Below are 14,244 nucleotides of genomic sequence, written 5' to 3' on the forward strand. Positions count from 1 at the left end.
TTTACCATGTTACGCCGTACCAAAATTGTGACGACATTAGGTCCCGCAACTGATGACCCAAGCACGCTCGAAGCGTTAATTAAAGCAGGTGCGAATGTTGTCCGTTTAAACTTTTCTCACGGTAAGCCGGAAGATCATCAACAGCGCGCAGCCATGGTACGCTCGATTTGCGAGCGGCTGGGAACTCATGTGGCCATCCTTGGTGACTTACAGGGTCCAAAAATTCGCATCGCGAAATTTGTACATGACACGGTCACCCTTGACGAGGGCGATACTTTTATTCTGGATGCTGAACTGGGTACCAATGACGGAACCGGACAAAGCGTCGGTATCGACTACAAAGAACTGCCTGAAGATGTGCAGCCAGGCGATATTCTGCTATTGGATGACGGCCGTGTTCGTTTGCAGGTTGAACGGGTCGAGGGAGCCAAAGTACACACCACTGTTACTATCGGTGGCAAGCTCTCCAACAACAAAGGCATTAATCGCCTTGGTGGCGGTTTGTCAGCCGCTGCGTTAACAGAAAAAGATTATGACGATATTAAATTAGCTGCCCAGATTGGGGTGGATTACTTAGCCGTGTCGTTTCCGCGTTCAGGTGAAGACATGCATGAGGCGCGCCGGTTATTTCGCGCAGCAAACGGTACTGGCATGTTGTGCGCCAAAATCGAACGCGCAGAAGCAGTGGCCACGGACGCTGCACTCGACGACATTATTCGCGCCTCCGAGGCGGTAATGGTTGCCCGTGGTGACCTCGGTGTGGAAATTGGCGATGCTCAGTTGGTCGGTAAGCAGAAACGTATCATCGAGCGGGCGCGCCAACTCAACAAAGTTGTTATTACCGCCACACAGATGATGGAATCGATGATTGAAAATCCAATGCCAACGCGGGCGGAAGTTATGGACGTTGCCAACGCCGTGCTGGATGGCACTGACGCCGTCATGTTGTCGGCGGAAACTGCAGCCGGCAAGTTCCCGGTAGCCACCGTAAAAGCAATGGCGGAAATTTGTCTGGGTGCGGAAACCCATCCTTCGGCGCGGATCGATAACAGCGAACTGGAAGAGACCTTTACCAATATTCAGGAAGCGACGGCAATAACCTCCATGTACGCGGCAACGCATCTGACGGGGGTCAAAGCCATTATTGCGTTAACCGAGTCCGGGTCAACGGCAAAATTAATGTCCCGCATCCACACCATATTGCCGATCTTCTCGCTATCACGCCATCAGGAAAGCCGTAACCGTTGCGCGTTGTATCGCGGCGTTTATCCGGTAGCTTTCGATTCGACCAAAAGTAAGCCCGAAAATTTAGTCTACGACGCTATTGCCCAAATTAAGGCCCGTGGCCATCTGGCAACCGGCGACCTGGTGGTACTGACGCATGGTGATGTGATGGAAACCGTCGGCTCGACCAATACCTGCAAAATCATTGAGGTTAAGTAGCAAAGTTTTTGATAAGACTATCAACGGTTGCGCGATAGTCGGCTAACTTATTGCGCAAGTGGCGCTTTTGCCCAAAGGAAAGTGTCTGGTAAAGATCCAGCAGTAATTGCTGGGTCAGCGCCCGGTTATACTGGTTAGCTTCAACCAGGACCTGGCTACGCAGACCGTCTGGCGCTGTAATCAACAGGCTCATGCGATCGGCATAATCCGGCGCCGCAGGGTCTCGCAGTGTTGTTGCAAAAAGCTCCAGCCAGGTCTCCTGGTACGCCAGCCATTCCGCCTCGTTGTTTACCCGGTCATCAAGCCAGCGCCGTAGCAAGGTGCGCTGCTCTGCCTGCAACGGACCTAACCACTCTTTTGCGCGTTCCAGGGTTCGCTCGAGACGCTCTCTGCGTCGCTCCGACGGGTCAAGTTCTGCATCTTCTTCGCGTTCTTCCTCAAGCCGCTCATGTAAATTGCTGATGAGCTGTTCCCGCTGTTCAACAGAGAGTTGCGGCAGGTAGGTTAGCGCATAAGGTTCGAGCTGATTGCGAATGGTCGCCCAGAAGTCAAAAAGCCGATCGCTGTAACTAATAATATCGCGTGCCCCGAGTTCGTCCTGATCAAGGGTGACAATCAGTTCGTCCAACATGGTCCGGTAGCGGGGTAACTGTGTGCGGGCGTGCCATAGATGAAGTTCATCAATACTGCGATCGACGTTGTCTTCGAGTTGCCCGGATAGGTCGACATATTTCGCCAATTGCCATTCGACAAAGGTATCGGCAAAACGGTAGCCAAATTGGGTTGAGCAACCACCGAGAATAAGCAGCAACGAAAGCAAACAAACACGACCAAGTAAAACTTTTAACATGGGGTTTGTTGCTCCCTTTTACAGATAGGTTAGGTTGTAAGAATCAGTCGTTTAATACGTTCTTTGTAACTGCGACTCACTTTCAGTTCTTTGCCATTTTTCAACACAATATGGTATTCACCATTTTGCCGGCTGCAGAGTTTTTCAATTTGTTCTAAGTTAACAATTGCCGAGCGATGAATGCGCTGGAAACGGTTCGGATTCAACTCATCTTCGAGTTCTTTCATGGTACGGCGCAAAATATGCGTCTCGTTTCCTGCATGAATACACATGTAATCACCCGCCGCATCAACCCATTCAATGGAGTTTATTGCGACTCGGGTAATTTCCCCACTTTCTTTAATCGCAATATGTTCAGGATAGCGAACATGACCGACATCTTCGTTGTCAGCTAATTTTTTCAGAATCGCTTCACAATCTTCACCAGTAGCATCTGCAAGTAAATTAAGCATACGTTGCTGTTGCTGATCGCGTTCACGTTGCGCGAGATTTTTTTCCACCCGGCTTAAAGTCTGACGTAACCGATCATGATCAACAGGCTTTAATAAGTAATCGATGGCGCGCACTTCAAACGCTTTAATGGCGTACTGATCGTAGGCTGTGACAAAAACTACGATGGGCAATTCGGCACCGCGGGCCTTGGCCTCGCGCAGTAGCTCAAAGCCATTCATACCCGGCATCTGGATATCGAGGAAAACTAAATCCGGCTTTAATTCAATAATCTTTTCCAGCGCCTGACGGGCATTCGGGCATTCGTCGAGCAGCTCAACCTGCGGGAATTCCTGCAAACGCACAGTCAGACCACGGCGCGCAAGCGATTCATCATCAACAATAAGTGTACGAATTTTGCTAGTCATTAAAGGTCAACCTGTTCGAAAGGAATGCGAATTTCCACACGCATGCCGCTGGGCTCGTTAGCTGATAATGTAAATGAGTAACGCTTACCATACAAGGCTTGCAATCGATCGCGTGTGTTTGCAAGGCCAACACCGCCCCGGTTGACTAAATCGTCGGCCGGCTGTTTTACGCCAGGTCCGTTATCGGAAATAACGACCACAAGATCCTCACCCTCATGCTCTGCATGCACAATAACCTCACCACCCTCTTCCATTTTGGCGATGGCATATTTAATCGAGTTCTCGATCAATGGCTGCAGGAAGAGACTGGGAACCAGCGCATTTTCGACGCTCTCATCGACTTCAATAGTGACTTTGAGGCGCTCGTCAAAACGTACTTTCTCGATATCCAGATACAACATCAAGGCTTCAATTTCCCGCGCTAACGGGATCTTTTTTATCGGCTCGTTATCCAACGAAAAGCGCAGGAATGAACTTAATTTGGTCATCATGCGGTTGGCAAGCTCGTTTTCCTTGATCAAGATTAACGTCGAGATCGCGTTTAAGGTATTAAACAGAAAATGTGGATTAAGCTGATAACGCAACATCTTCAATTGCGCCTGATGCGCCATAGATGTCGCCATTAAGGCTTTTTGTTTCTCATCCTGAAGCATCTGGTAGTACTTAATACCAAAGTAAAGGCCACTCCAGCTCAGCATGATATAAAACTTAGCGGTGGTATTTTTAAAGTAAAACCAGTTACTTTCGGGTCGGAATCCGAATTTGTAGATTTCCCAGTAGGTTGCATTATCAATCACGGCCCAGATACTGGCGCTGGCGTAGGCGGAACCAAGTACAACCAAAATCAGGAACCAGGGCTTGCTGTCCCATATCTGACGATACAAATAGCGCAGTGGAACGGTTAACAAAAAACCGGCATAGGCACCAAGCAGGATAATAATGGCATAGATGTCACGCATTTCGTGCATCAGTGAGCCGATGTAATGCACCAGTGCATAACCGCTCCAGCCAGCTGCCTGCAGCACCCAGAAAAACCGGTTTCGATCATCTAATAAAGCTTGCCAGCGTCCCATCATTGTTACAGCCGTTATCTTAGTGGTGTAACGATTATACCGGTAGTTGTCGTCGCTGTCGGTTCATTTATCGCAGACAACCCACTGTATAGCGTGTCTCTGCCGTGCTAACCTTTTTCTAAATAAGCTGAAATCAAAGAGGTCGCCGTGCTGCATTACGAAATCACTCCCCTTGACCCTAACGGACATCAATTTGCTGTCACAATTCGGGTGACGCCAAAGCAACATGAGGCATTAGAACTCAAACTTCCCGCGTGGATACCCGGTAGTTACATGATTCGGGATTTTGCCAGGAACATTCTTGATTTGCATGCCGAGGCCAATGGCCAAGCGCTGGCAATTACCGCTATTGATAAGCAAACCTGGCGCGTTGCGCCTACCGATGCAACGGTGCAGATCCACTATCAGGTCTATGCCTTTGATTTATCCGTTCGTAGCGCTTACCTCGATCAGTTTTTCGGTTTCTTTAACAACTCAAGCCTGTGTCTCGCGGTTAACGGCCATACTAAAGAATCCGTTGAGCTTTCGGTGGTGCTGCCTCAGCAATTAGCCCATTGGCAGGTTGCCACGGGAATGCCGCGCCGCTCTGGCGATGCTTTTGCGGCTGGTACCTTTAAGGCAGACGATTACGAATCTTTAATTGACTATCCGTTTTTGCTTGGTGAGCTTGATATTCATGAATTCATCGCCGGTGGCAAAAAGCATGCGTTCGTTACTGCTGGAAGAAACTTCGCTGATTATGAGCGAATTTGCGGTGATCTGGCGCGAATATGCGAGCATCAGATTAATATGTTCGACAAACAAGTGCCCTTTGAAAATTATCTGTTTCTAACGATGGTTGTGGGTAAAGGCTTTGGCGGCTTGGAACATCGCAACTCCACCGCTTTAGTCTGTAGCCGCAAAGATCTTGTCAGCAAAGGTATTCGCCAGACCATCGACAGTGACTACCGGACATTTTTAAGCCTTTGCAGTCATGAATATTTCCACAGTTGGAATATAAAAACCCTGAAGCCAAAAGACTTCATCCCCTATCGACTGGATGCCGAGCAGTACACGCGACAGCTGTGGTTTTATGAAGGTATTACCTCTTATTATGACGATTACGTGTTACATCAGGCGGGCTTAATTGACGCCAACACTTATCTGAACCTTATCGGCGATACCCTGGCACGGGTTCACCGCGGTGTTGGGGTGGATCGTCATACGGTCGGTGATTCCAGTTTGCAAGCCTGGAATCGTTTCTACAAGCAAGATGAAAACGCGCCAAACTCCATTGTCAGTTACTACGCCAAAGGTGCGTTAATCGCTTTATGCCTGGATCTGATGATTCGCCTGGAAAGCGATGGCCGGATAACGCTGGCACAGGTCATGGCCAAGTTTTGGCAAGCCTACGGCGCCAATCAGCAAGGCACCACAGACACCAGTTTTGCCGAGTTTCTCGCCGCTACCTACGAGTTGCATCTGGGCGCCTTTATTGAACGTGCGGTAACTACGACGGAACCCTTGCCAATGATCGAATTGCTGGAACAGTTCGGTATTGATGTGCAACGCCGCCCGCCGCAGGATGATACCGGCTTTGGTGGTAAGCCAGCAGCACAGCCCCTTCCTGTGGCATTAGGCGCTAAATTTAAAGGCTCCGCTGCGGGGCTGGAATTACAGGTGGTGTTTGCTGATGAAGCTGCCCATGAGGCAGGTTTAAGTGCCCAGGATAGGATCATTGCGATTGATAACCTGCAGGTGACTGACGCCAACATGCGTGAAGTGTTCGAGCGTTACCAGCCCGATGATGTGGTTACCGTGCACGCCTTTCGCCGCGATGAATTACTGACCCTGGAATTGCGCTGGCAGGCACCAAAAGCCAATAATTATATTCTTACTGTTGCCGATCGTAAGCGCGCACAAGGCTGGCTGGCGTTAGCCACCTAAAAGTGTTCCAGCACCAGCGCCGGATCAAGCCGCACATTGCGCCAGTTAACGCGCCAGTCAAGGTGAGGTCCGGTCGCCCGGCCGGTCGCACCAATGGCACCAATGACAGAGCCCTGAACAAGTTCATCACCAACCTCGACATCAACCCTGCTCAGGTGGATATAGGTGGTGGTAACGCCGTGGCCATGGTCAACGATAATGGTACCGCCGGAATAAAATAAGTCATTTGCAGCAAATACCACCTGCCCCGGCCACACCACTTTAACCGGTGTCCCCGTTGGCGCAGCTACATCAAGCCCAAAATGTGGATTGCGTGGCTCACCATTAAAGATACGTTGACTCCCGTAGACGCCGCTGATGCGGCCCTGCGCAGGCTCAATCACAGGTGTCAGGAAATCATGCCGCGGACTGAAGGTCTGCCGGGCCCGCCACACTGCAGTGGCCTCTTCTCTGGCACGAGCGACCTGTTTAGGGTCTGGCGTGACAGTGCGCTGTGGTACCCCTTCGACGCGATCAATTTTATACTCACGCGGCGCTAAATCGAGCTGCCGGGTTATCTGTTCACCACCGGGGCGGGTAACAACTAATTCCTGTGTTCCGGTCGCGTCGCGGCCAAATCCAAACACCACCACCCCTTCCGCAGAAACTGTCAGTTGCTCGCCGTTTAAGCTAACTGAATTTGCCGGGTCGGTTTTACCAACCATGAGCGCACCTGAGGTTGTCGCCCCGGTTAATTCGATAACGTCCTGCTCAGCAGCTTCGCTGGCATAGCTCACGGCATTTAGCCCCAGCAACACCAGCAGTGAAGTAATAAACATCTTTACTTTAGGCATAGCCAATAGCTCCTTTACCTACGCCCTCGTAGGCCTTAACCGTCACTGCAGCCTTATCTTTAAGTTCAGCGTGGATGGCCTGTGCCAGATATTCGGCAATGCATTCCACTGTTGAATCGTTGTCGATAATGTAATTTTCCGCTTTTGGCACAATCAGTTCAAAGCGCCCCTGATCAGCTACATAACCATAGCCAACATGGGTCTCATCGCTGCACTTTAATGCTTCAGCTGAGCGTTGTAACGCGGCCACCGGACTGACATCCTCACTGGAGCCAAGATAAATATCGCGCCATCGCTCAGCCCAGCTTTGCTCAACCGCAGGAGCACGGGCGCCGTCTAGCTCGACTTGTATGCGGGAACGGTGACCATGGGCAATACGTTGACAGTTGCCATCGTGCTTTTTCAAACCATGGGTGTAGTGATAATAAGCACCTTCGATTTCTTCCGCGCGCAAAGTCACTTCCAGCCCGGCAACATTGCCGGGTAGCTCACGCTTGATGACAGCGCGCAAATAGGCATTGATGGATGCCATAGTTACCTGCTCTGCATCAATAAACGCAAAGGCATCGGCTGGGCAGAATAAATGGATGGAACCTTGCTCCGGGCGCAAAAAATCAACCCAGTAACAGCTGTCATCGGCGTCGTGCGTCACCAGAGTGTATGGATGATTCGCCGGTACCGCGAGTTTGTGATCCACGGCATCGTCAATGATCCGCTTAATCTGTTTTTTTACCCGGCCAAAGTCCAATACCATGGACTGTTCGTTCAGGCTGCCATCAAGCACAATATCAACGATCCAACTTTCTCCCACGATGCCACGTTCAGGACACAGGTAGGAAAAATCAATGACCGTCAGATCGTTTACAAATAACTGCATAGAAATCTCTGTTGGAAACTAGGTTTTATCGCTGCCAATAATAGCATCATCAGGTCTTGACGAGAACTTGAATTACCGCAAACCAGTCGACGATAAGCTTGAAGCACAAAAGTAACAGTAACACTCCCATAACCCGGTCAAGCCAATGTCCGTAGTGCCAGATGCGCTGATAGAATGCCGGCACCGTCAGTAAGGTGGCAAGCAGCACAAACCAGAGCCCGGTAGCAACCGCCATATAAAGTCCATAACCGACTTTTAGCAATGTCGGTGTTTCGGGGCTAATTACCGCAGTAAACAGCGCCATAAAAAACAGTGTTGCTTTGACATTCAGGCCGTTGGTGATAAATCCCACGCGAAAGGCTTTACGTCGGGAAAGCTCACCAGCCGCAGCAGCGGCATCAGGTTGCGCGTTGCGTGGCTGCGATTTTATCGCCTGCCAGCCAATCCAGCCCAGATACAAGGCACCGAGCAGCAACAATGTCGCATAAACCCATTGGTAACGGTGAATAATTAAGGTCACCCCCAACAGCGAGTACGCGATATGGACAAGAATTCCGACGCCTATACCTGCGGCCACCCAACGCCCGATGCGACGTCCATAGGCCAGGCTGTAGCGCGCAGTAACGGCAAAATCCGGCCCCGGGGAGGCAACTGCGAGAAAATGCAAAATAGCTATTTCGATAAATTCACGTAAATACATTGCTCAGTGACTCTATAAAGTTTAAATTTACGCAATACAAATTTACTTAACTGCAAATTCATTTTAATGCGAAAAGGTTGCTACCGTGAGCTTGAAAGACTATTCGTTAAACGCCCTGAGAGTTTTTGCTGTGGCCGCAAACGCGCCATCATTTAAGCATGCCGCACAACAACTCGAGCTTTCGCAATCCGCCATTACCCGCCATATTCAAACTCTGGAACAACAGCTCGGCACACCATTATTTCATCGTGATAACCGGGTTCATGCGTTAACCCCCGCCGGTGAACTACTCGCACCTACGCTGCTCAGTCTTTTTCAGCAGCTGGAGCAAGCCGTGCAACAAGCACGGACCTGTGGTGACGAAGAGCTTACCACATTGCGGGTACTGGTCCCTGACACTTTCTTACGTTGGTGGCTGGCCTCACGACTGGCTGATTTTTCTGCAATTTATCCGCATATTCGGGTCCAGGTCGATACCTATGCCGAAGATGAACAAGATGTTCAGCTGTCGCAAATTGGCCAGGCGTTACAACATGGTCGAGTCGACCTGGCGGTACTCAGCGGCAAGCTTAAAGATCGCAGCTTACAACAGCAATTACTTTATCAACCGCAATTTTGCCCTATTGGCTCACCGGCAACGGCCACTTCAGCCGCAGCGGCATGGTATGCCAATCCGGCAAGTGCGGTATGGCAAGCTTTCTGTAAGCAACACAAACAGCTAAGCCAGTCCTACCCGGTACAAAGTGTTCCTAAGGCTAGCATTGGCCTTGATCTGCTCACCAGTCTGTCGGGTTTTAGCCTGATTAATACGCTTTACGCTCAACATCCCCAGTTTAATCAATGGCCACTACAGGCCGAAGCCGCAATTACCGCAAAATCCGGCGTTTATATTTGCCTGAAAGCACGCGAACGCCATCCCGTTGCAGTTATTGCCTTCAGCAAATGGTTAGCTAACCGCGTGCAACAGAGTATGGCCGCTTTAAGTCAGACGCCGGGCGTTTAGCCAGGCGGCGGCTAAAATCGCACTGAAAGTGAGTAAGATTGCCGTTGGTGACCAGCCGGTATCAATCAGAATCCCCATTAAAAACGGTGCTAATGCGGTAGAAAATACCATCATGGCGTGAACTAAAGCACGCACCGTTGCTAAGTACCTGGTGCCATAAACTTCTGCCCAGAGCGTTCCTGAAAGTGCCGAGTTAATGCCAGCACTGACCCCCGCCAGTCCCAGGAAAGCCCACCAGGACCAGACCCCGAAATTGGCTGCCAGCAGCACAGTACCAAAGGTTACCGGCAAGATATTTAAGCCAATGAAACGCTTTGACCCCAAGCGATCAATCCAGTCGCCGGCGAACACAGAAACCGTCACCCTGCTTAGAGAAAAAATCATAATTGCGCTAGCAGTTGCTGCAACAGACCAGCTTTGCTGATCGGCCAGCCATAATTGGTTTAACAATAGTGCCGTAACCACAAAAGGAAGCCCCAGCAAGGCTGGGAGCACCACCCAAAACTTTCGCTGGCGGAGCAAATCACGCTGCCGTAATGCCACCTCCAGTGCGGCGGCCTCGTCAGGGGCACTGACCGCTGCGGGGACTTCATTCTTGGGTTTATGGGTCTGCAACCAGAGCATCACTGGCAGTCCACAGATTAAAAATACGGCGAACAGCCACCAGGTTACCTGCCAGTCATAGGCGGCAACCAAAGCAACGATAAGTACCGGTAACAGTAACTCGCCTAAAGGAAATCCCATTCCCGCAAACGCCACCGCTTTACCGCGCTGTTCGACGAAATAGCGGCCCATGCTGGTCATGGCAATGTGACCCATAAAGCCCTGCCCAAAAAACCGCAGTCCGGCAAGCCCGATAAAAAGCGTAACTAAATGAATTGGCCAGGTGATCACGAGCGCAGATAAGGCAATACCAATAAAGGTAAAACTGGTGAACTGTGCCAGACTTACGTTGTCGAGTTGCTTCCCAATGCGCATCAGCAACAGCCCACCGATAAAGGTCGCGGCTGCATAGATAGCGCCGTATTCTCCGTGACTGAGCGAGTGCGCCGTGCGGAAGGAATCGGTAAACAAGCCCAGCAAAAAGGTTTGTCCGAAGCTTGAGAAAAATGTAGCCAGAAACCCAAAGGCTAAAAACTGCGGGTGTTGCCGCAGCAATCTGAAATACTGCCTGAACATCTTTATTTTAACTACCTTGGTGCTTTTGGTGGATACCGCTCAGCAAGACTCACACTATCGCCGGTATGGGTGACAACGCGAGCATGGCGCCGATTTAATTGCCGTGGATCAGAAACGCCACAGGAGTGAGCGATGATGTTAACGCCGTATTCCAGGTACTTATGGTAGTTGGCGACGCGCACGGATTTATCTTCCGGATCGAGACCACGTTGCAGCTTTTTATTATGCGTTGTAACGCCCGTCGGACAGGTGTTTTTATTACATTGCATCGCCTGAATACAGCCAATCGAAAACATGAAGCCGCGGGCTGAAACAATAAAGTCAGCACCTATCGCCAAAGCCCATGCGACATCCGCAGGCGAAATCATTTTGCCTGAGGCTATGACCCTGATCCGGTCTTTAAGTCCGGCGGCGATGAGTTTATCAATTAAAATAGGCAGGCTTTCAGACAGCTTTAATCCTACATAATCCATCAACGGCTGCGGCGCCGCGCCGGTTCCTCCATCTGCGCTGTCTAAAGTTATGAAATCAGGCGCCGCTTCACTGCCACGCCGTTGAATGGTATCAATCAGCTCATCGATCCAGCTGGGATCGCCCATGACAAACTTTATGCCTGTTGGTTTGCCGGTAATCTTGCGGATCTTACCGACCATATCGAGCAGGTCGTCGTCGGTTTTTATTTCCGGATGACGATTCGGGCTAATGGAGTCTTCGCCCTCGGGAATTCCCCTAATTTCAGCAATTTCCTTATTAACTTTTAAAGCCGGCAAAATACCACCTTTACCAGGTTTGGCACCCTGACTAAGCTTCAACTCAAACATTTTAATTAATTTATGTTCGCCAAGCTCCTTCAGCCGCAATTCATTTAACGAGCCGTCATGATTACGGACACCATATTTAGCGGTACCGATTTGGAAAACCACATCGCATTTACCTTCAAGATGATACGGACTTAACCCGCCCTCCCCGGTATTGAGCCAACAGCCGGCAAGCTTGGCTCCTTTCGACAGCGCTCGAACTGCGACTGGTGATAGCGCTCCGTAGCTCATCCCTGAAATATGAAAGTACGACACGGGTTCATAAGGATGATCACAAAAAGGCCCGATTTGAACGGGTTCTGGGTGGGTTTTCTCTTCGGTCTGACGGGGATAAGGCGCGTTGGCAAAAATGATGGTGCCACTTTTGGTCAGGTCACGGGTTGAACCGAATGCCAGGGTTCGATCAGCATTTTTCGCAGCGCGATAGACCCAGCTGCGCTGCGCGCGATTGAACGGCATCTCTTCCCGATCCATAGCAAAAAAGTATTGCCGGAAGAATTCACCGAGATGTTCAAAAATGTAACGAAACCGCCCTACTACGGGAAAGTTATGACGGATCGTATGCTTGGTTTGGGTTTTATCAACAATGTACATCACCACCACTGAAATGATGCCGACAATGATAAGTAACACAAACAAGCCCAACAGCCACTGGGCCACGATAAGCAGCGTACCACTGTTCATCCATGGGTTATCGGTCATTAAAATCACCTCAAAATCTGATTCGCTGCTTCTAATGTACAGGGCTGCGGGCTTCGCAACAAGCCTAACTATCCGTGATCTCCGGATGCCTTAAGGCACTGAATACCTCTGCAAAAGTTGTTGCTTTTGGATAGAGTCTTACCGATTCACCGGTACGTTCCATGATCTTTAACGCGGCAATCCAACCGATGATCTCACCGTCATTAGTGACCATAACAAAATCCCGGCTGGCCGCCTGCATGGTTGCGGCTATATCGCCAATCTTGGCGCGTTGTACCTGCGCGAGCGTCAACATCGGCATGCGATTCAACGGTTGCATCAGGAATCGCGCTTCAATCTGGCTCCAGGGCAGTTGTAATAAGCTACAGAGTGAACCGCTATACCGACTGTGCAGCTCACGTGCCATCAATACACCGGCAATTGCGCCATCATTATCAATAACACAAGCATAGCGAGCGGAACCGCCGTCGAAGGCCTCTTCAACTTCTGGTAACCGCAACGAGCCCTTGAGCACCAACGGCGGATTACGGCTGAAATCTTCGAGCACAGCACTGGCAGGTGCATGCCAGTCAAGTTTGCCCGTGGTGACAGTTACGGGTTCAGGTAAACGTAAGTTTGCGGGCGTATTTTTCCACGCAAGAGTATGAAATTCGGACATATAAAGCCCCTTAATAAAGTTAACTGAATAAGGTTGGGTAACTTGTATTAAGCGTGGCTGGGTGGTGCTCGTGGCTGGGGGACTAAATAGTAAGTAACGCGCAACTGCTGCTGCGTATGCCGTGCAACAACACTCTGACACACAGGTTGTGCTGTTATCGCAGAGTGCAGCGTCAGATCCGCATCACTGTCACTTTCATTGTTCGGTACTGGTAATACTGCAAGCGGAGCACTGCTGGCGGCCTGATAACCACTGTCATGCGAAGTCGCACGCTGCACCGTGGATGTAGCGCCTAGGCTGACAAGCGTAAAGAACAGTAACAGACGGATGAACACGAGCGTTCCAGAGAAATTAGATTTCGATGGATTAAATATGGGACTGGAAGAAATTAAATTCAAGCTGAGAAGCTAAATAAAGTGGTGCCCGGGGCCGGACTTGAACCGGCACGCTGTTGCCAGCGAGGGATTTTAAATCCCTTGTGTCTACCAATTTCACCACCCGGGCATAACTAAGTATTACCTGAGGTTTTATTCGATGGAGGCGGGACCCGGAGTCGAACCGAGATCCACGGATTTGCAATCCGCTGCATAGCCATTCTGCCATCCCGCCATCAAATTTGGAGCGGGAAACGAGATTCGAACTCGCGACCCCAACCTTGGCAAGGTTGTGCTCTACCACTGAGCTATTCCCGCATCCAGTGCCGACGCATTCTACTGTCTATTTCGGCAAGGTCAACGATTTTTTGCCATTAAGCGGTTTGTTTGCTTATTTTTAATCCACTTGGCTTAAATCTGACCAGGCTGCTCGCAAATACTCCCACATTGACCATAAAGTCAGCACAAATGCGACGTACAGCAGCAGTGTTGCCAGCACTACAACAAAGGTATTGGCTTCCCAGATGAGTCCGCCAATCGCGACCATTTGTGCAATTGTCTTGAACTTACCTAAGTTGGAAACCTTAACGTGCTCTTGGCGCCCTATTCTCGCCATCCATTCGCGCAGCGCCGAAACCACCAGCTCACGGCTGACGATGGCAAGTGCGGGAATACTGATCCACCAGGTCGCATAGGTTTCGACCACGACGATCAATGATGCGGCAACCATGACTTTATCTGCCACCGGGTCGAGAAACTCACCGAACTTCGTGAATTGATTAAATTTCCGTGCGATATAACCGTCCAGCGCGTCTGTAATTGCAGCCAGTGCAAAAACAAACGCCGCCCAAAAGTTCGCATCACTGCCGGGTAAATAATAAATGCCGAGAAACACCGGAATTAGCAGTATTCGGAAGCTTGTGAGCAGATTTGGCACATTCCACATAGGGT

General features: G+C 50.2%; 14 protein-coding genes and 3 tRNA genes. 3 read left to right on the top strand and 14 right to left on the bottom strand.

The window, feature by feature from the left end; all coding sequences use genetic code 11:
- The first annotated feature begins 6 nt into the window (after nt 1-6).
- Entirely contained in the window at nt 7-1,443 is a 1,437-nt protein-coding gene (gene pyk / locus CWI69_RS03405) for a pyruvate kinase (protein ID WP_126761893.1), read from the top strand.
- On the opposite strand, the gene CWI69_RS03410 is transcribed toward pyk, so the two are convergent.
- From CWI69_RS03410 to CWI69_RS03420, 3 genes are read right to left on the bottom strand one after another with little or no spacing between them, the layout of a single operon-like run.
- Complete coding sequence (locus CWI69_RS03410; protein ID WP_126761895.1) at nt 1,436-2,293, bottom strand: DUF6279 family lipoprotein; 858 nt, start codon at nt 2,291-2,293, stop codon at nt 1,436-1,438. The two genes, pyk and CWI69_RS03410, sit on opposite strands and share 8 nt — an antisense overlap.
- A gap of 29 nt (nt 2,294-2,322) precedes the next feature.
- Nucleotides 2,323-3,150 (bottom strand): LytR/AlgR family response regulator transcription factor, encoded by an 828-nt coding sequence (locus CWI69_RS03415; protein ID WP_126761897.1) that lies wholly within the window; start codon nt 3,148-3,150, stop codon nt 2,323-2,325.
- Nucleotides 3,150-4,226 (bottom strand): sensor histidine kinase, encoded by a 1,077-nt coding sequence (locus tag CWI69_RS03420; protein ID WP_198678874.1) that lies wholly within the window; start codon nt 4,224-4,226, stop codon nt 3,150-3,152. Before CWI69_RS03420 ends, CWI69_RS03415 begins: the two co-directional genes overlap by 1 nt.
- Nucleotides 4,227-4,370: 144 nt before the next feature.
- Between CWI69_RS03420 and CWI69_RS03425 the strand changes: the two genes are divergently transcribed.
- Nucleotides 4,371-6,149 (top strand): M61 family metallopeptidase, encoded by a 1,779-nt coding sequence (locus tag CWI69_RS03425; RefSeq protein ID WP_126761899.1) that lies wholly within the window; start codon nt 4,371-4,373, stop codon nt 6,147-6,149.
- On the opposite strand, the gene CWI69_RS03430 is transcribed toward CWI69_RS03425, so the two are convergent.
- The 3 genes from CWI69_RS03430 to CWI69_RS03440 are packed head-to-tail and all read right to left on the bottom strand — an operon-like array spanning nt 6,146 to nt 8,559.
- Nucleotides 6,146-6,982 (bottom strand): M23 family metallopeptidase, encoded by an 837-nt coding sequence (locus CWI69_RS03430; protein ID WP_377094409.1) that lies wholly within the window; start codon nt 6,980-6,982, stop codon nt 6,146-6,148. The two genes, CWI69_RS03425 and CWI69_RS03430, sit on opposite strands and share 4 nt — an antisense overlap.
- A complete protein-coding gene (locus CWI69_RS03435) occupies nt 6,975-7,859 on the bottom strand; it encodes a 6-carboxytetrahydropterin synthase (protein WP_126761901.1) in 885 nt (294 codons plus the stop codon). Before CWI69_RS03435 ends, CWI69_RS03430 begins: the two co-directional genes overlap by 8 nt.
- 49 nt (nt 7,860-7,908) lie before the next feature.
- Nucleotides 7,909-8,559, bottom strand: coding sequence for a LysE family translocator (locus tag CWI69_RS03440; RefSeq protein ID WP_126761903.1), 651 nt, complete (start codon nt 8,557-8,559; stop codon nt 7,909-7,911).
- Nucleotides 8,560-8,644: 85 nt separating this feature from the next.
- On the opposite strand from CWI69_RS03440, the gene CWI69_RS03445 reads away from it, so the two are divergent.
- Complete coding sequence (locus tag CWI69_RS03445; RefSeq protein ID WP_126761905.1) at nt 8,645-9,562, top strand: LysR family transcriptional regulator; 918 nt, start codon at nt 8,645-8,647, stop codon at nt 9,560-9,562.
- Here the strand turns inward: CWI69_RS03445 and CWI69_RS03450 are convergent.
- From CWI69_RS03450 to pgsA, 8 genes are all read right to left on the bottom strand, one after another.
- The gene (locus tag CWI69_RS03450; RefSeq protein WP_126761907.1) at nt 9,539-10,741 is read right to left on the bottom strand and encodes an MFS transporter; all 1,203 of its coding nucleotides are present in this window, start codon (nt 10,739-10,741) and stop codon (nt 9,539-9,541) included. The genes CWI69_RS03445 and CWI69_RS03450 overlap by 24 nt on opposite strands.
- 11 nt (nt 10,742-10,752) lie before the next feature.
- Nucleotides 10,753-12,243: an FMN-binding glutamate synthase family protein gene (locus CWI69_RS03455; protein WP_241971048.1), complete on the bottom strand. Its 1,491-nt coding sequence runs from the start codon at nt 12,241-12,243 to the stop codon at nt 10,753-10,755.
- 82 nt (nt 12,244-12,325) lie between these two features.
- On the bottom strand, nt 12,326-12,919 hold the full coding sequence (locus CWI69_RS03460) for a CBS domain-containing protein (RefSeq protein WP_126761911.1): 594 nt from the start codon (nt 12,917-12,919) through the stop codon (nt 12,326-12,328).
- 47 nt (nt 12,920-12,966) lie between these two features.
- Nucleotides 12,967-13,197 (bottom strand): hypothetical protein, encoded by a 231-nt coding sequence (locus CWI69_RS03465; protein WP_126761913.1) that lies wholly within the window; start codon nt 13,195-13,197, stop codon nt 12,967-12,969.
- Nucleotides 13,198-13,336: 139 nt separating this feature from the next.
- A tRNA-Leu gene (locus CWI69_RS03470) sits at nt 13,337-13,423 on the bottom strand.
- A gap of 31 nt (nt 13,424-13,454) precedes the next feature.
- Nucleotides 13,455-13,528, bottom strand: a tRNA-Cys gene (locus tag CWI69_RS03475).
- 8 nt (nt 13,529-13,536) lie between these two features.
- Nucleotides 13,537-13,611 (bottom strand) — tRNA-Gly (locus CWI69_RS03480).
- A 79-nt stretch (nt 13,612-13,690) separates the two neighbouring features.
- Nucleotides 13,691-14,239 carry a CDP-diacylglycerol--glycerol-3-phosphate 3-phosphatidyltransferase gene (gene pgsA, locus CWI69_RS03485; RefSeq protein WP_126762831.1) on the bottom strand — a complete coding sequence of 183 codons (549 nt, stop codon included), beginning with the start codon at nt 14,237-14,239 and terminating at the stop codon, nt 13,691-13,693.
- Between the last annotated feature and the right edge of the window lie 5 nt (nt 14,240-14,244).

Source organism: Pseudidiomarina halophila, assembly GCF_003987215.1.
Lineage (GTDB): Bacteria > Pseudomonadota > Gammaproteobacteria > Enterobacterales > Alteromonadaceae > Pseudidiomarina > Pseudidiomarina halophila.